18 protein-coding genes are annotated in these 17,064 nt (G+C 57.2%); 7 read left to right on the forward strand and 11 right to left on the reverse strand.

Annotated features, from left to right (window positions below; translation table 11 throughout):
* Positions 1–40: 40 nt before the first annotated feature.
* Together SVXhr_RS05330 and SVXhr_RS05335 are read right to left on the reverse strand one after the other, a co-directional pair.
* Positions 41–1,396 (reverse strand): sulfatase, encoded by a 1,356-nt coding sequence (locus SVXhr_RS05330; protein WP_275740120.1) that lies wholly within the window; start codon positions 1,394–1,396, stop codon positions 41–43.
* A gap of 61 nt (positions 1,397–1,457) precedes the next feature.
* Positions 1,458–2,885, reverse strand: a complete 1,428-nt coding sequence (locus SVXhr_RS05335) for a flippase (protein WP_275740122.1) — start codon at positions 2,883–2,885, stop codon at positions 1,458–1,460.
* A 219-nt stretch (positions 2,886–3,104) separates the two neighbouring features.
* Between SVXhr_RS05335 and SVXhr_RS05340 the strand changes: the two genes are divergently transcribed.
* Both SVXhr_RS05340 and SVXhr_RS05345 read left to right on the forward strand, forming a co-directional pair.
* On the forward strand, positions 3,105–4,010 hold the full coding sequence (locus tag SVXhr_RS05340; protein WP_275740123.1) for a formyltransferase family protein: 906 nt from the start codon (positions 3,105–3,107) through the stop codon (positions 4,008–4,010).
* Positions 4,010–4,666, forward strand: a complete 657-nt coding sequence (locus SVXhr_RS05345; protein ID WP_275740125.1) for a PIG-L family deacetylase — start codon at positions 4,010–4,012, stop codon at positions 4,664–4,666. Before SVXhr_RS05340 ends, SVXhr_RS05345 begins: the two co-directional genes overlap by 1 nt.
* A gap of 33 nt (positions 4,667–4,699) precedes the next feature.
* Here the strand turns inward: SVXhr_RS05345 and SVXhr_RS05350 are convergent, their stop codons facing one another.
* Positions 4,700–5,791 carry a hypothetical protein gene (locus SVXhr_RS05350; protein ID WP_275740128.1) on the reverse strand — a complete coding sequence of 364 codons (1,092 nt, stop codon included), beginning with the start codon at positions 5,789–5,791 and terminating at the stop codon, positions 4,700–4,702.
* An 80-nt stretch (positions 5,792–5,871) separates the two neighbouring features.
* Between SVXhr_RS05350 and SVXhr_RS05355 the strand changes: the two genes are divergently transcribed.
* Entirely contained in the window at positions 5,872–6,606 is a 735-nt protein-coding gene (locus SVXhr_RS05355; protein ID WP_275740130.1) for a formyltransferase family protein, read from the forward strand.
* A 96-nt stretch (positions 6,607–6,702) separates the two neighbouring features.
* On the opposite strand, the gene SVXhr_RS05360 is transcribed toward SVXhr_RS05355, so the two are convergent.
* Complete coding sequence (locus SVXhr_RS05360; protein ID WP_275740132.1) at positions 6,703–7,695, reverse strand: NAD(P)-dependent oxidoreductase; 993 nt, start codon at positions 7,693–7,695, stop codon at positions 6,703–6,705.
* Between the two features lie 139 nt (positions 7,696–7,834).
* Between SVXhr_RS05360 and SVXhr_RS05365 the strand changes: the two genes are divergently transcribed.
* On the forward strand, positions 7,835–8,797 hold the full coding sequence (locus SVXhr_RS05365; RefSeq protein ID WP_275740134.1) for a hypothetical protein: 963 nt from the start codon (positions 7,835–7,837) through the stop codon (positions 8,795–8,797).
* Here the strand turns inward: SVXhr_RS05365 and SVXhr_RS05370 are convergent.
* Positions 8,785–9,963 (reverse strand): DegT/DnrJ/EryC1/StrS family aminotransferase, encoded by a 1,179-nt coding sequence (locus SVXhr_RS05370; RefSeq protein WP_275740137.1) that lies wholly within the window; start codon positions 9,961–9,963, stop codon positions 8,785–8,787. The genes SVXhr_RS05365 and SVXhr_RS05370 overlap by 13 nt on opposite strands.
* Before the next feature lie 150 nt (positions 9,964–10,113).
* On the opposite strand from SVXhr_RS05370, the gene aglJ reads away from it, so the two are divergent.
* Positions 10,114–11,061, forward strand: a complete 948-nt coding sequence (gene aglJ, locus SVXhr_RS05375) for an S-layer glycoprotein N-glycosyltransferase AglJ (protein ID WP_275740139.1) — start codon at positions 10,114–10,116, stop codon at positions 11,059–11,061.
* 28 nt (positions 11,062–11,089) lie between these two features.
* On the opposite strand, the gene SVXhr_RS05380 is transcribed toward aglJ, so the two are convergent.
* Complete coding sequence (locus SVXhr_RS05380) at positions 11,090–11,413, reverse strand: hypothetical protein (RefSeq protein ID WP_275740141.1); 324 nt, start codon at positions 11,411–11,413, stop codon at positions 11,090–11,092.
* Between the two features lie 143 nt (positions 11,414–11,556).
* Here SVXhr_RS05380 and SVXhr_RS05385 point away from each other — a divergent pair, with 143 nt between their 5' ends.
* Positions 11,557–13,281, forward strand: a complete 1,725-nt coding sequence (locus SVXhr_RS05385; protein WP_275740143.1) for a rhomboid family intramembrane serine protease — start codon at positions 11,557–11,559, stop codon at positions 13,279–13,281.
* 16 nt (positions 13,282–13,297) lie between these two features.
* On the opposite strand, the gene SVXhr_RS05390 is transcribed toward SVXhr_RS05385, so the two are convergent.
* Positions 13,298–13,933 carry an METTL5 family protein gene (locus SVXhr_RS05390; RefSeq protein WP_275740145.1) on the reverse strand — a complete coding sequence of 212 codons (636 nt, stop codon included), beginning with the start codon at positions 13,931–13,933 and terminating at the stop codon, positions 13,298–13,300.
* 403 nt (positions 13,934–14,336) lie between these two features.
* Complete coding sequence (locus tag SVXhr_RS05395) at positions 14,337–14,474, reverse strand: hypothetical protein (protein ID WP_021029398.1); 138 nt, start codon at positions 14,472–14,474, stop codon at positions 14,337–14,339.
* A 197-nt stretch (positions 14,475–14,671) separates the two neighbouring features.
* On the opposite strand from SVXhr_RS05395, the gene SVXhr_RS05400 reads away from it, so the two are divergent.
* The gene (locus tag SVXhr_RS05400; RefSeq protein ID WP_275740149.1) at positions 14,672–15,601 is read left to right on the forward strand and encodes a hypothetical protein; all 930 of its coding nucleotides are present in this window, start codon (positions 14,672–14,674) and stop codon (positions 15,599–15,601) included.
* Between the two features lie 22 nt (positions 15,602–15,623).
* On the opposite strand, the gene SVXhr_RS05405 is transcribed toward SVXhr_RS05400, so the two are convergent.
* The 3 genes from SVXhr_RS05405 to SVXhr_RS05415 are packed head-to-tail and all read right to left on the reverse strand — an operon-like array spanning position 15,624 to position 17,013.
* Positions 15,624–16,328 carry an RNase P subunit p30 family protein gene (locus SVXhr_RS05405; protein ID WP_275740151.1) on the reverse strand — a complete coding sequence of 235 codons (705 nt, stop codon included), beginning with the start codon at positions 16,326–16,328 and terminating at the stop codon, positions 15,624–15,626.
* Positions 16,328–16,759 (reverse strand): RNA-binding protein, encoded by a 432-nt coding sequence (locus SVXhr_RS05410; protein ID WP_275740152.1) that lies wholly within the window; start codon positions 16,757–16,759, stop codon positions 16,328–16,330. The genes SVXhr_RS05405 and SVXhr_RS05410 overlap by 1 nt, the downstream gene beginning before the upstream one ends.
* Before the next feature lie 5 nt (positions 16,760–16,764).
* On the reverse strand, positions 16,765–17,013 hold the full coding sequence (locus tag SVXhr_RS05415; protein WP_275740154.1) for a DUF1918 domain-containing protein: 249 nt from the start codon (positions 17,011–17,013) through the stop codon (positions 16,765–16,767).
* Positions 17,014–17,064: the final 51 nt, after the last annotated feature.

The following is a 17,064-nucleotide window of genomic DNA, read 5'->3' on the forward strand; positions in this document are numbered from 1 at the left end:
TTGCGGATCATTTTTTACCTTATCTCAGCACGCCGAAATCTCACTCTAAATATCCAAGATCTTTGAGCCGAGCTTCCGTTTCGTTGTCCATCGAAACGTTCGGAAGTGTCTCGTTGGTTTCTCGGAGCTCCTCTAAATGTTCGCGGAGTCGTTCCTGAAGGTTGTCCGCGATGTCCGGCTGGTCGTTGATCACATTCTGTGTCTCATCAGGATCTGATGCTAGATGATACAGCTCACGCACCCCTGCATCTCGATCCCATATGTATTTCCACTCGGGAGTGCGGACTGATAGCTTGTACTCGTCGTTTTGCCACGTCTCGCTGATAACGTCGACATCTTCTCCCGATCCGGCTGCAGCCAGCAACGAGCGTCCACGATATGAGTCAGGGGTCGGTACGTCGGCTAAGTCGGCGACGGTCGGGGCGATATCGAGCAGTTCGACCTGTTCGTCCTGGTGGCCTGTTTCCTTGACATCGGCACCAGATACAATGATCGGAACGTGAAGCACCTCGTCGTACATCGTCGGCGTATGACTGAACTGGCCATGTTCACGGAACTCATCGCCGTGATCTGACGTGAGAACGACGGCTGTGTCTTCGTCCCCACCGTGTTGATTCGCTACATCGATCAACCGGCCAATATGTGTGTCTGTGTACCGGATCTCGGTGTCGTAGAGGTCAACGAGGGTCTGATACTCGTCGTCCGAGATCTCCTCCGGTTCTTCGAGCATCTTCCGGCGAAGTTGGATGGCCTCGCGTTCGGAGACGCCGGGATCAATGCCTAGATCCGCACTGATCTTACCGTGTGGGACATACGGGTGATGAACGTCCATATAATGGACCCATACGAAAAAATCACCAGTCGTCGATTCGATCCACTCGATGGCTTCGTCGGTGATCGTTTCGGCGTCTTTGTAGGTCTGGCCGACGTCGACGCCCGCCTTTTCTTCGGTGACATCGTACAGGCGCTGGAGTGTGCGGTAGACGATACCGTCGTCGTCGAGGTTGAGCTTCACGAACGCCCGGAGCTTCGCCAACAGTGAGGGATCCGTTTTCGAATCATAAAACTGGTCGAACCCGCGCCCATAGTTGTAGTCCCGCGAAAGCCAGAGGTTCGAGTGGAACGCCGCAGTCTCGTAGTCACCCTCACTCACTACTGATCCGACGGTTGTCCGCTGGTCCGAGAGATATTCAAACCCGCCAAATTCCAGCGGATACGTCGAAGTGATTATTGAAGGGAACGATGCGCGTGTCCAGCTAGAATTTGCGTATGCATCAAAGGAGTGCCCATCGGCAGCGAGCGAATCGATAACCGGTGACGTTTCCCGGTCGTATCCATAGTACCCCAGGTGATCTGCCCGGAGCGAATCGATCGTCACCAGAACGATATTAGTCATACGGGATTGTCGATGGAATTCGTGTAAATACTTGCTGATTCACTACGCCATAGATGGTCACTCACCCTTTCACGGGGACCGGAATATATTGGACCACCACCTCCCGGATATCCGGGTCAACGAGAACGAGCCCACTGTAGACGACGACACCGAGAAGCACTACAACCGCTATGCGAACCATCGATGTCGGCTGAAAGACGGTGGCGAATCCGGCGATTGTCAGTCCCATTGCCACTGCGCTTCCGAGTTGCCAGGAGAGACTTTTGAGTGGAATGCGTAAGTCGAGCAGCGATCTGATCGCGATCCACTGGTATACTGTATCGACGAATTTCGAGGTGAGCGTCGCCACCGCGGCCCCGATAAGGCCGTACCGGGAAATTAATACTAGATTCAACACGATGGCTAATGTCACGCCGACAAGCCGGGAGCGAAACGGGATGTCAGCCCGGTCCATTCCTGTCAAAAGCGAATTTCCGACACGTTGGACCGACTCTACTGCCATGTACCCCGCTAGTATGACCAGTGGAATCGCCGCTTCGACGTATTCCGGCTGGTACACGACACGAAGGATGTCTTCACCGAGGACAGTCAGTCCAACCAGACCTGGAATCGGAAAGATGAGGCCGAATATGATTGCTCCCGGAACGATACGCTCGATTTCGTCAAACTCGTCGTCGTTTGCCCATCGGGACACTTTCGGGAATATCGTCATATTTATCGCAGTCGTCGCGATGATGAGTACTCTGGTCGTTTGCCAGGCGACTTCGTAGGAACTCACTGCACCGTCCGCGAGAAAGACGCCGATGAGGAACGTATCCAGCCAGAAGTAGATGAAGTTCGTCGGGCCGAAGAACATTGTATACCTCGATATGCTGAACACCCGCCGAAAGTCCGATCGTGCGGGGATGGCTACGGACAAATTCGAGAGCGGGAACGCGATGATGATCGTCGCCACGAAACCAGCGATGACACCGTACATCAGTCCTTTGGGACCGTATCCGACCGTGATGAGGGCGGCCCCGACTCCCACCCTCACGATGTCCTGAAGCAACTGGAGAAACCCGCTCGTCAGTACGCGGTCTTCGGCCTGCAGTGTTTTGATGAACAGATCTGCGACTAGCCACGTTCCCGTTGCCAGAGCCAGGAGCCCAGGGACCGATGCCCCAACGTAATTCGTGATCGGGTTCTCGAAGAAATAAAAGATAGCTGTAGCAAAAAGACTGACAACAGTGATGACGACGAGTCCAACTGTAAACAACTCAGAACGGCGCTCCCCCTCGCCAATACGCTGGACGAGCGCTTGTCCCATTCCCAGATTCCCCACCAGCGAGGACACCTGGATAACGAGGAAAAATAGGAAGTAGATGTCGAGCCTTGACTGGGGAATTACCTTCGTGAAGTAGACAAGTCCAAGAAATCCGACAATCCGTGCTGTGAACTGGATCCCGAACAACAGGATGCTCTGGCGTCCAGCATCGTTGTCAGTCATCCGGGGACCACTCCTGTGAATCTATCAGCAACGCGGTGATGGGGAAATTCACGATTGTCTCTTGTGCTTCTGGCTCTCCAACCGAGTGGTAATCACGATTTCGACTCACCGGCGGAGCGACCGATAAACGTGATTCAAAACGTCTTTACGAAAAGTGTTTGGTTCCGCCGCGCTGGAAGTCCCAATCTTGAATAGGCACTTCTGTCTTTGTTCGAAGCGATGACAGAGGACGATCTCCGGTTCGGGTATCTCGGATACAGTTCCGTAACCAGGGAGATTCTGGATGGGATCGATGTTGATCCGGAACTCGTAATCTCGTTCACCGAGTCGGTAGAAGAAGAATACGGGCGTGGCGTGTCATACGAGGAGTATCCGGCCATCGAAGTTGAAACGATCAACTCCGAGAAAGCAAAGACAGCGATCGAGAACCACGAAATCGATGTCTTGCTCGTGATGGGGTGGCCCGAACTTCTCGAACCGGAACTGATCGATGCACCCGATGTCGGGTGTGTCGGCAGGCACCTTTCGATGCTCCCGGAACGACGGGGACGCGCTCCCGTCGCGTGGGCACTGATCCACGGCCTTGAGGAGACTGGCGTCTCGTTGTTCTGGATCGATGAGGGTGTCGACTCCGGAGCGTTGATCGATCAGCGTGTCGTTCCGATCGATCCGAGCGACCACGCCGCGGATCTTCACCACAACTGTACCCAGGCGACGATCCGACTCCTCAATGAGGATGTCTTACCCCGCTTCAAAACGGGGGATTTTTCGGGCGAGCCTCAGGACGGGGAAGCGACCTACACCCATCCGAGACGACCGGATATGGGAATTATCGACTGGACAGACTCGGCATGGGACATTCACAACTTCATCCGGGGGCAATCCCATCCCTATCCCGGAGCGTTCACGTACAACCGTATGGACAAGATCACGATGTGGAAGACACAGGTCGACCATCCGACCGTGACCAAGGCCGCGCCAGGAACAGTACTCGCCACAGGCACGTGGGAGGACGAGAGCTGGCTCGTCCAGTGTGGGGAAGGAATCGTCGACGTTACAGTTGAGTATGCAGATGGGGCGGATTCGATCGAGCAGGGTGACCGACTGGGGGCGATCCCGTACTGATGAACGTTGTTTTTCTCGTCTGCCACGTCGACGACGCCGTCCTCGGTGCCGGTGGCACAGCACAGCGGATGCTGGACGCGGGTCACACTATCGATGTCGTGTACGTGACCGAGGACTACAACTACCACCCCGAGAAGAACTACGATAACCGTGAGGAGGCCCGACAGGCCTGGAGTGTGCTCGGCCTTGACGAAGATCGTATCCACTTTCTCGACTTCCCGACGATGAAACTCGATACGGAAGCGCTGATCGACGTAAATATCGCCTTCGAGGAAACTGGACTACAGCCGGACGTGATCTTCACACTGGACGAGAGCGACGTGAACCAGGACCACTGGACGGCCTACAACAGCGCGATGGTGGTCGGTCGTTCCATCGATCGCCAGATTGGGATTGTGACCATGGAAGTCCTCTCCTCGACGGAGTGGGGCGAAGGGGAGTTCCAGCCCAACTACTACGTCGACGTCGAGGGTCGCGTCGAAACAAAGATCGAAGCCATGTCGAACGTCGAGTCCGAGATGGAAGAGTGGCCTCACCCACGATCGGCGAAGGGCATCGAAACGAAAGCTCGCCAACGTGGGATGGAAGTCGGTTATGATTACGCTGAGGCATTTCGACTCGTTCGGTGGTTCGATTTTGCGGAACAGCTGGTTTAATCGCAGAACTGACACATTCTCCGAGGGTTTCGATTATCCATCATCTGCTGTCGACACCTCGTCGAGCTGGCTCGCAAACTCGGTAATAAAGCGTCTACGGCTAAACTGATCGAATATTTCAGCATTTGGAGAATACTCACTATCGCCCGTCCGGAAAGCATGGATTGCATCGGCGATTCCTCCCGGATTGTCTGGATGAACCACCGTTCCCAGGCCGTTGTCGTTTACAACATGCTGTATTCGGAAAGACGGATCGCCAATCACAAGTATCGGATTTCGTGAGGCAATGTAATCCCAGATTTTTGATGGGACGCTCAGCTTGTTTGCAGGATCAGCACTCGCGATGAATAACGTGACATCGGATCCCTTGAGAACGGGGATTATCTCTTCATGTGGGACGAATTCGTGGGTATACACGATCTCTTCCAGGTCACGTGCCTCAACAGCCCGTTGATATTCGTCGTTCCAGTCACCATAAAACTGTATCCGTAAATCCCGTCCATACTGTTCAACATATTGTTCTAAACCATCAAGGAAATTATATGGCTCTATCCATCCTTCATAAAACGAACCAGCATACGTGATGGTAAAGTCTTCGTACGCCGTCGTCTGGGCCTCCTCAAAGACACTTTTCTCGAAACCCAAAAAGGGTAGTTCGTGAAACTTTTCCTCGGAAATGTGTGGATACGTTTCGGTAAAGTACTCTTTTTTCATCTGAATTCCATCCATCCACACAACACGATCCGCAACAGAGACAGTCGTTTTTTCAACGATCTTTGCGAGTTTGGTTACCAACGATCCTGCCTCTCTGTCCGGGTTGTTCACCATCGGATCACGAAATTCCGCAACCCATGGAATCCGCGCGAGCAATGAAACAATAAGCCCGATTACCTGCAAATGCAATGGATTACTTATTGAATTTATCACATCGACATTTTCTCTCCGCGCGAGTTTCCAACACCGGAAAATACTCGGGAGAAATGAACGGAGATACGGCTTAGGTACGTGTCCGATCACTACCTCCCAGTTTTCTTCGGTGAGTAATCGCGTTCTCGTGTCAATCTTTTCGGCGCGGCCACCTGTTTCATCCGGGGCCCGGTTAGTTATTAATAGGACCTTCTTCATTTTCGTACGCCTCATCTTTGGAAATATAGAGTCGTTTCGAATCCTGAGGAGTTATATATTGAGGGAGTTATTGCTGTGGCATGGTAGATGTAGCTTTCTTAGGGATCAACGACGTAGGAGAGCGGATCTACGACTGGCTGACAGAGCGTGATGATGCGAATATCCTGGGTATATTTACCGAACGTGAGCAGCTTGATACCGTCCGAGAACTCGAACCTGAACTCATTCTCTCGGTGGGATATCGACATATCGTTCCGGAAGATGTTCTCGAAATTCCCGACCTCGGAGCGGTCAACCTGCACAAATCGTATCTACCCTACAATAGAGGGTTCAATCCAAACGTCTGGAGTATCATCGAAGATAATCCTGCGGGAACGTCCCTCCACTATATGACTGCTGAGATAGATGAGGGGCCGATTATCGATAGACAAAAAGTACCCGTAAAGCCGGATGATGACGGCCGGGACTTATATGAACGCCTCGAGGACGCACAGGTCGAGCAGTTTACGCGACACTGGGAGTCGATACGCGACGACGACGTGGACACAATCGAGCAGCAGTCCTCAGAAGGAACGTATCATTATAAACGGGAGTTTGTCGAGCAATGGGAGATCGATCCTGACGAAGAAGTGAGAATTGGTGATTTCATTGATCGACTTCGTGCATTGACGTTTCCACCATATGACAACGCATACTTCGAGAAAGACGGCAAAAAGTACTATATCGACATCTCTATACGATCTGCACAAAATGAGTCAGAGGCCTCTGTCGAAACGAAGAACGTTCCCACGTACTCGGAGGAAGACACGGAGTAGTCGGGACCCTCCCGTATGTAGACGGGAGGGCTCCAGCATGGACGATCAGGTATCCGAACGGGGTAGCAAAACCACGGGGAATTCAAACTGGATTGATTACATGTACGGGTATTCCGAGTTTCGGAAGCTGTCCCGCTCGTAGTCCGTGATATCCTCTTCTTTCATCCACTCTTTGATCTCTTGGACACCGTCCGCGATATCGTACTCCGCCTCCCAGCCCAGAATGTAGTTGATCTTGTCGAAGCTGACGCGGTAGGTGCGGTCGTCTTCCTTGTGTTCGACGAACCGGACTTCCGCATCCTCGACGTTATCTTCGACTATTTGACCGACTTTCTTGATCTGGTAGTTCAGGTCGTTGTCGCCAACGTTGAAGATCTGATGATCAACTTTCTCTTCGTCTGCTTCCAGTACGTCGACGAAGGCTCGTGCAGCATCGTGGACGTGGACGAGCGGCCGGTACTGCTCACCGCCATAGACGGGGATATCGTCTTCGAGTACTGCTTTCGCCGTGAGGAGATTTACGACGAGGTCAAAGCGCATCCGGCGTGACCATCCAAAGATTGTCCCGAGTCGGAGAATCGTCGCCGTAATCTTATTATCGGAAAATTGGTCATTCGTCTCGTGGAGAATAATCTCCTCGGAGTCGATTTTTGATTCCGCATACAGCGAGAGCGGGTTGAGATATGAGCCCTCGTTCAACTCCATCAGTTCACTTGCCCCATAGACGCTACAGGTAGAGGCAAAGATGAGTCGTTCGATGTCGTGGAGTTTTGCGACCTCAACGAGCGACTTCGTGGCTTCGACGTTGACCGATTGGGTCGCCTGTTCGTTGATGCCACAGGCAGGGTCGCCGACGATGCCGGCCATGTGGATGATCGCTTCGCAATTTTCAACCGCGTACGACAGATCCTCGATATGCCGAATATCACCTTCGTGGATTTCGAGATTCCCGTCACCTTTGAACGGATCTAGGGCGTCATCTCCCCACAACATCGAATCGAGAACGTGGACTTCGTGTCCGTTATCGAGTAATTCCTCGACGATATAATTCCCGATGTAGCCAGCCCCGCCAGTGACAAGCACGTGCATTGACGTCGTGAGATTCACGAGGAAGAGACAAAAAGCGTTCCGTTTGTAATCCAGCGTCCTTCGACTCCCCAAACAGCGATGGCCGGCAGGTGTTGCGTAATGGAAACACTCTTGATCCTTATCAAATAAGCTGGATTCAATGGATCCCTGGTATGCGTTGCGAGAAATCCGAAAACACGGGACAAATCCGCAGTGGTGGCGGAAACGATTTTTAACCCATATTGTGAGCAGGTATTATCGATTGAATCCACCATCCTCGGATCCGCTTGTGACACAGGATTGGGACAACGCACTGCTACTGGATGCGTGTCGATACGATCTATTTGAAGACGTATTATCGGACTATCCACTCCCCGGCACACTCGGGAAACGACGATCCGCGGGGTCAGGAACACCCGAATACTTAAAAAAGAATTTTGAAGGAAGACAACTCCACGATACGGTCTATATCACGGCGAACCCATATGTAAATACGAAATTATCACGTGAGACGTTCTACGATGTCGTCCCCGTATGGAAGCACGACTGGGATGAGGAACTACAAACGGTTCCGCCTGAAGCAGTCCGTGATTGTGTGCTTGAAGCCAATGACAAATATCCCAACAAACGAATCATTGCCCACTTCAATCAACCGCATGTGCCGTTTATTGGCGATGTCCGTCTGGACGGTCGAAAGGTGAGCGCAATACGACAAGAGGCACTTGGGAAAGAACGACCGGACCCGTCCGAGCGGATCCCGACTCCGTTTGATCAGCTTGCGGCTGGTGGACGCACCTACGATGAGGTTTATGAAGCATACCGGAGTAATCTCGTGCGCGTGCTACCGACGGTTACGGAATTGCTCGATGCCCTTCCTGGCCTGACAGCCGTCACGTCGGATCATGGCAACGCATTCGGTGAATTGGCCCGTCCGTTCCCTATCAAGGTCTATGGCCATCCACTCGGCATTTTAATCCCGGCGTTGACGGAAGTCCCCTGGCACGTTTCACAGAACGGAGATAGAAAACAGGTCACTGCGGGGAACCCAGCCCAGACGAGTCACAATGACGACCCCTCCGAGGATGTACAGCATCGACTTCGTCAACTCGGTTACGCAGAATGATCTGCAACGGTATTCCGAAACTCCGAGACAGTTTCGACGACGTATTCGATCTCGTCGTCCGTCAGATTCGGATGGTTGGGGAGTCCGATCATCTTCCCGACTACGTCTTCGACATTCGGCAACGTTAGTGACTCGTAGTCGTGGTCGTTCTCGTTTTCGCTCCAGGGGAATTCGCCGTTGAATCCTTTGTGGTTCCTAAACACAGGCTGTTCGTAAAGTGGTCTATTGTAACGGTGACGTGTTTCGACCCCCATGTCCCCGAGTCGGTCCCATACCTCTTTGCCAGAGAGTCCGATTACGTCCTCTTTCACCTCGAAGGGGGCCCAAAAGTACGCGTGCTCGACGTGATCAGGTACCGTCGCCGGTTCGAGCCATTCTAGATCTCCAAGTTCGTCGGCCAACCGTTCGGAGATCCGTCGACGCTTCGCGTTGAATTCGGCGAGTCTCTCGACTTGCTTTGCGCCAATCGCTGCGTGTAGTTCGCTCATCCGGTAATTGTATCCCAAATCGACGTGCGTATCTCGATCGACGAGGCCATGATTTCGGAGCCGCCGGAGTTTCTCGGCGAGCTCGTCGTCGTCGGTCGTGATTATTCCTCCCTCGCCTGAGGTGATGTTCTTGGTCGCATAGAAGGAGAAACAGCCGACATCGCCGAGTGAGCCAACGCGGTCCCCTTTGTAGCTGGCCCCGTGTGCCTGTGCTGCGTCTTCGACGACTGCAATGTCGTGTCTCTCGGCGAACGACTGGATCTCGTCCATCGCTGCCGGTTGGCCGTACAGATGGACTGGCATGATGGCAACAGTCCGATCTGAGACACAACGCTCCAAATCCCGGTAATCGAGCGTATAGAGCTCACGATCGATATCTGCGAATACTGGGATCCCTCCTTGATGTACCACTGCGGTTGCCGTTGAGCCGAACGTGAGGCTGGGGACGATGACTTCGTCGCCAGGTTCAAGCCCGAGCGCATTGAGCGAGACTTGAATCGCGACAGTGCCGTTCGCCACCGCGACTGCGTGATCAACGCCAGTATACTCCGCCCATTTCTCTTCGAATTCCTCGACGAAGGGGCCCTGAACGAACCGACCGCTGTCGAGCACCTCGGAGACGTTCTCACGCTCGACTTCCCCCAATACCGGCTCCGCAACACTCACTTGCCTGTCCATAGTTTCAAACAGAAGGAGCAGATAATCAAAGTCACGATCCACGATGGTACGAATGGTTTAGTTTCAAACGGTTCTAATCCATCCTTGTTTAGGAAACAATATCGCTGCCATCCCGTACACTTTTTCACGGAGCCATCCGACAACCAGCCAATGCCAACCCGCGACGATGTCTGCGTGCTCATCCCGACCTACAACGAGGCGGCTGCTATCGGCGACGTCATCGACGGCTTTCACGACCAAGACCTCCAGAACGTCCTCGTCATCGACGGCGGATCCGCGGACGACACCCAGGAGATAGCCGCCGAGCACGGCGCAGAGGTCGTCGAACAATCAGGCAGCGGCAAAGGCCAGGCCGTCAGGGAGGCCTTCGAGTACATCGACGCCCCATATATCCTCATGGTCGACGGAGATGGGACCTACCGCCCGGCGGACGCGGATGTCCTTCTCGATCCACTCCTCTCTGGAGAGGCCGACCACGTCATTGGCAACCGATTTGCCGACATGGAGTCGGGTGCAATGACGCGACTCAATCAGGTGGGCAACCGACTCATCAACCGTGCTTTCGCGCGGATTCACGGCCGGGATTTCGTCGACATCCTCTCGGGATACCGGGCGATGACGCGTGAGTCGATCGAGCGCTTCGATCTCTCTTCGGAGGGATTCGGTATCGAGACCGAACTCTCCGTCGAGTGCGTCAAACACAACGTCACCACCGAGGTCGTCCCGATCCGCTACGAGAGCCGGCCCGAAGACACCGAAACGAACCTCCGGCCGTTCCGTGACGGTGCTGTCATCCTTCTGACGCTGTACCGGATGGCCAAGACGAACAATCCGCTCTTTTATTTCGGCAGCGTGGGAACAGCGAGTCTCCTTGTCGGTGCGCTGCTCGGCGTCTACGTCGCCGTCGAGTGGTTCATGAAAAACATCTCACACGAAGTCATTGCCATCGTCTCCGCCGTTGGAATCATCTTCGGCGTCCAACTCCTGGTCTTTGGCGTCCTCTCGGATATGATCTTCAAACTCCACCGCGAGCAGATGCACCGGCTCGATCAGGTGCTCGAAGACACGCGATCGGTAGACGAGGAAACCAGCGAGTGACTGTACAGCTGCGTAATCGATCGAGGCGTCAAAACGGTATCAGTGATCGTATTTGACCGACAATCCCGCTTGGATTCTCGGCCCGGAGTCGCTCGAAGACGGGGTGGGTTGCGTTGAGGAGATCCTGCTCCGTCTCAAAGTTTCGCTGATCGATCTCGTCGAGCACGTCCTCTAGGGAAACGGTGTTTCCGGACGCGTTGTATGGCACTTCGAGGTCGCCGTGCTCCGCGCGCAACTCCTCGGCCGTCGCTGGAAACGAGGCATCCTCGAGACGGGCGTCCAAGGCGGGAATCCCGAACTCGATGACGTCCGGTTCCGAAAGACCGTCGTCGGCAGGTGGGCGAACTCCCATCGTGTAGTCGCACGCTCCCGATCCGGTAAAAACCTGCGGGCGAGACCCGCCACGGGGGTGGCAACTCGCGGCGGGATCAGTGACAAAACGGCTCCCCGGAAGTGGGCGTCAGGGCTAAACCTGCCTGCCCCGTTGACCGGAGTATGTCGGCGATCCCGTCAGCACTCCGTTCGGCCCCGCTGGCCGCGACTGGCTTGCGGGCGGCGATCGAGGCCGTCCCCCTGTGGAGCTGGCAACTCCTGTTGGCCGCTGGGATCATCGTTTCTGTGCTCACCCTCTATCGGACGGCCCGTCCTAATGGCCGCTGGGGCGGGCGCTTGCGTTCGCGGTTCGTCCTGGGCGTGCCCTGGGGGACCGTCCTCGGGCTTGGGTTCGTCATCTGCGTGTATCTGTTCGTTCAGGGTGGCTGGGGGAATCTCCGCGATCCGGTGAATCTGCCGTTTCAGGCCACGTCCTATGCGTATCCCCTCGGAATCCTCACCGCCGGATTCGCCCACATTGGCTGGAGCCATCTCGTTGGCAACCTCTGGGCCGGCCTCGTCTATGGCTCGATCGCCGAGTTCGCCTGGAGTCATTATCCCACGGAACGGGGCAGCGAGTCGTTTTCCTCGTGGCGGCGTAATCCATTCGCCAGAATCGGGATCGTCTTCGGGACCATCCTCGGCACCGGCCTCCTCACGGCCGCGTTTTCGTGGGGGCCGATCATCGGCTTCTCGGGCGTTACGTATGCGATGGCCGGGTTCGCGCTCGTCTTCTATCCGATCACGACGATCGTCGCCGTCGTGGGCTGGAGCCAGCTCTGGCACGTCTATAGCGGGTTCGTCTCGCCGTACTCCGTCGCGGAGGCGGGCGTCAGTTACGATACCGTCGGGTGGGCGAGTACGGCTATACAGGGCCACGCGTTCGGGTTCTTACTCGGTGTGTTCGCCGCGGCACTCCTCCTTCGACAGCGGCGTCGGAGTGGGAATCCAGCGCGGATCTGGCTCGCGGCGATGATCTACGGCATTGATGCCGAACTCTGGCGGGTCTACTGGTTTCTGGGGGAGGGCCAATACATCCAGTTCAAGGCAGTCGGGACGGCGCTTTTGTTCGCCCTCGCGGGACTTATCGTCGCTGTCGTCGCCGGGTCCGACCGGTCGGTGTTCTCCGGGCTCCCGGGCCTCGATCGGTCGCTCGATGCACCACGCTGGGAGATTGCGGCGAGCGTCCTGCTCGCCGTGCTGGTGACGATGTCGATGGTCGGTGTGACGTTGAACCTCGCTGCGCCTGCGGGCGGTGGACTGCCCGACGACGCGGTCGAAGTCGAGGATTACGAGATCGCTTACGCCGAGAACGTCACCAACCAGCAGATCGCCGTCGTGGATCTTCCGTTCTTGACCCAAGCTACCCAGATCCGGTCGAGCGGCGTGATCGTCACGAGCGAGAAGCGCCACCTCTGGCGGGTTGCAATTTCCAAACGCGCGATAGAGGCCCGCGGTAGCGGCCGCGTCCTCGTCGGGGGCGTCGGCTGGCGGTCATCGGTCTGGGTGACGCGGTCCGGGTGGTCAGTCGTCGGCGGAAACAGCACCTACCGTCTCTTCCTCGATCCCGAAGACAGCGAGAAGCGTCTCGTCCACACGTCATCACCGGCGGTCGCGGATCTTCGACTTGCCAATCGGACGATCGCGATCCGACCGGCGGCCGATGCGTTCGAGGTGGCGATCCGACGCAACGACGAGACGGTCGATGCCGTCCCGATTCCCGAGGCGGGTGAGAACGCGACTGTCGGCGGGATCACGATCAACCGGTCGGGCCGTGATCTCTATGCGAGCGCTGACGGGACCGTCATTCGGGTCGCCAACCGGCAGGTCCCACCGACACGACGGTGATCTGGGCTCCCTGTAGCTACTGAGGCCCTCGCCGCCACTCGATCCGGAACAGTTCGACGTCGATCTCCCGGGACTCGGCCTCGTGAAACGAAAACTGACGGGGCAGCGAAAGGGTCGTGCCATACGCTGCCGTCACCTCGCCGCCGTTGTCAGCGGCGAACGCCTCGACGAAGTCCACACTCCCCGCGTTGTGAATCGAGTACGAGACCGACGCGATGTCGGCTGCGGTCGCCAGAAACGCTCGGTCGGCGTGTTCGTTGTCCGACTGAGCGCCGAACGGCGGATTCATGATGGCGGTAACTGGTTCGGACGGACACACCGGCAGTTCGGTCGCGTCGGCCCGGAGCCAGGAGATCCGTGTCCGCGTTCCGACCCGGTTTTGGTTTGCCCGTGCAGTCGAGAGTGGGGCCGGATCGACGTCTACGCCGAGTACCGTTGCGGGGCCACGGAGCGCTGCACCGAGCGCGAGCATGCCCGTCCCGCACCCGAGATCGACGACAGTCCCGCCCGCGATGTCCCCGTTGAGATCCGCCAGATGGACGAGATGCGCCGCGACCGAGGGGGGCGTGCGGTACTGTTCGAGTGACGCTTCCGGATCGTCGAACCCGACGACAACCCCGAGTTGCTGGGCCAGCTCCCGTTTCGTGCTCATCGATGTAGTTCCTATCTCTGTCCCTAGTGGGCTCGCGGCGGGAAAAGCGTTCGATGCCCCAGAAGGGCAGTGTTCACATAAGCACCGATCAAAGCGCTACTTTCTGCCGGCTACTCAGCTGAATCCTGGTGGAATGAAAGGGCGAGCCAGTTTCGAGAACCCCGACGAAGTAAGCACTGCAGGGCGCGAAGCGCCCGAAGCGCGTGGTCCGAAAGAGCGAAGCTCTTTCGTCATCTCGGAAATCTCCGATTTCCGGCGACAGCGAGTCGCGGGATCGAAACTGGCGAGGGCTTTCAGAGTTGTCTCACTCTCGGCAGATCCTTATCTGAACACTACCCCCAGAAGCGTTCAGCTACCGGTCCACTGCCGTGGTACTTTCACCAACACTACGGCCGGGCGACATTCAGGAACTCCAGAGATGTCGATCCTCCATCGACTCCGGGGCCCGATACCCCAGTACAGCGTGTCCCTGTGATTCGTGCCACGACGCCATGCGCTCGTCGATGTACTCCGAGCAGTCCTTGCAGTACCATGTTGCCATGTGTGTCCTCCTGGTGGTGGCGCTTGTCCGCACTGTCGCCGGCCCACATCCAACAATTAACCATGATATAGGATAATCTTTCCGGTATTTTAACCCCGGGTTGGCTATCGCGCGGGCTGGCCAGGGGCCAACTATAGAATGGCCGGTCTCGGTGGGCCACCCGAACGCTCAATGGGCCGGTGGCCGTCTGGGGGGCCATGGAACGACGTCATCTCTACGGAGCTACGTTCGGCATCGTCGGCCTGCTCCTGGCCGGAATACAACTCGTCCACGCGGCCGAGCAGACCGACGTAGCGATCGCAATTGCTGTCGACGGGGTGCCCTTCGCGCTGCTGGGGCTGACGCTTTCGTTTACCGGGTACTGGCTCGGGTCGTCTGCGGAATACGATCCGGACCTCCCGCGAATCGCGGCGTGGGCCGTCGGCGGCACAGCCCTGTTCACGGCAGTCGCAGCGCTCATGCTGTTCAGTCAGCGCGTGGCCACCGGCACCGTACCGCGGGTGATGTACACGGCGATCGACGGTGTCACAGTCGGGGCGGTCGCCGGCACACTCATCGGCCTGTATGACGCCCGCAGTCACCACCACCGACGCCAACTCCAGCGTGAGCGCGATCGGACGGAAGCGTTTGCCCGCAAAGCCGCTGACCTCAACAATTACGGTCGGGCGCTCGCCCAGTCGTCCTCGGTCGAGGAAGTCGGTGCCTTCTGCATTCAGGCCGTCTCGTCGCTCCTCGGATACGACCAGACTGCCTACGTCGAGGTCGAACCCGACGGCGAACGGATCGTTAGCAGTACTGTCGCGGGCGTCCCCGACGGGGAAATCCGACGCCTTGCCAGACATGCCGCCGCTCAGGACGACGTCGTCCGTATCCAACGGCCGGGAGACGACACCACGGTAGCGACGCCATCTGGCTCCCCGGACCTGTCGATGGCATCACTGTCGATCGTTCTCGACGGCGCTGCCCAGACGACTGGTGTGCTCGTCACTGTCGGTGACATCGAGGCCGAACTGTCATCGGAGGACGAACAACTACTGGAACTGCTGGCCTCCCACGCGGGCATGGTACTCGAGCAACTCTATCGACACAGAGGTCCACAAACGAGTGCATCCGAACCCACCGAGTAAGCAGCACCGACAGCTACTCCGCTCACGGCGACTCGTCGTCCCGGCCCAGACGCACCCCTGGTTCGACGAACCGGTCGCTGGATCGGGTCCGGTTGCGGTCGGCGATCTCACCCCAGGCGGCCAGCCCGGTCTCGATCCACTCCGGCGAACAATCGAGGACCTCGCCGAGTGCGCGCAGTTCCCGCGGCGCGCGCACCTGGAGATGGGTGGTAGCGTCCGCGCTCACGACGTAGGGCGCGTCGTACTGCTCGATCAACTCCCGGAGTTTCCGAAGCCCGCGGATCGTCTCGACGCGACGGCCGCCGTCCGACCGGAGGACATCCCGCAGTGACCACTCGATGTGGACACTGTTTTCGGCTGCTGTCCTGGCGATGACGTGATTGACGTCGCCCTCATCGGCCATCGGATGAGCCAGCACGTCGACCGCCGGTTGCTCGACGGCAAACCGGTTCATTTCGACGGACCCGCCGTGCACAGCGACGACCGTGCGGTGGTCCCGATGGTTGCCGATGAACCCACTCGCCCTGGATGGGTCCTCGGCCCGGACTTCGACGCCATCGACCACGTCGACGCCGTACGATTCGGTGATCGCCTCCCGGTCGTACTCCGGGAGTGCGTCACCGTGATTCCGGACGACCAGGCCGTCGTATCCGTATTCGGCGGCCGTCAGCGCGAGTCGCCCGACGGTGGTTTGCCCGTCCGGCCGGGCGTGGGCCGCCTCGTACATCACAGTGTTTCGAGTGCGTCCCGGACGTGTTCGATCGCGCGATCCCGCGTCGCCGGATAGGCCTCGACTTTGCCCCGGAGCGTGATCCCGTCGCCGCGCTCGATGTCCCCGTTGAACGCGGCTTGTTTCGACAGTGTCAGGAAAAACGACGTGTTGTCGTCGATCCGGTCGTCGAGTTCAGCGAGGAGCGTCTCGCGTTGCCGCTCCTGTAGCGTCGCCAGCTTCGAAAGTACGTGTCTGATCTCGTCCGCCCGTTCCAGCCGCGCCGACAGTACGAGGATCCGGTCACCGTGATGGCCCTCGCTTTCGACGCCTTCGAGCTCGGCCTCCTCGGGCATCAGCGTCCGCAGGGCCGTCTCGACGCGCGTGCTGTCCTCGGTAGCATAACAGAACGCCCGCAGATCGACGTAGTGGAAGGGGACGGACGACATTCGAGTCAGTCGTCAGCGTCGTCGGTCTCGGCTGGATCGTCCGCTTCGTCCGCTTCAGCATCCGGTCCATCCGCGTCCGGGGCGGCTTCCAGGGCGTCTTCGGGGACGCCCTGCTCTTGGCCGTCCTCGAATTTGACTGTGTAAGTCGCGTCGCCGAACATCGTCTCCATCACTTGCTTGATCGTTCCGGTCTCGCCGTCGTAGTCGCTGTGCTCGTCGTGTAGCACGACCGTCTCGTCCTCTTCGAATGCCATGTGGGTGTGATAATCAGGTAGGGAGTAAAAAGGGACTGATTCGACTGTTGC

Origin of the sequence: Halorhabdus sp. SVX81 (assembly GCF_029207715.1) — an archaeon.
Classification (GTDB): domain Archaea; phylum Halobacteriota; class Halobacteria; order Halobacteriales; family Haloarculaceae; genus Halorhabdus.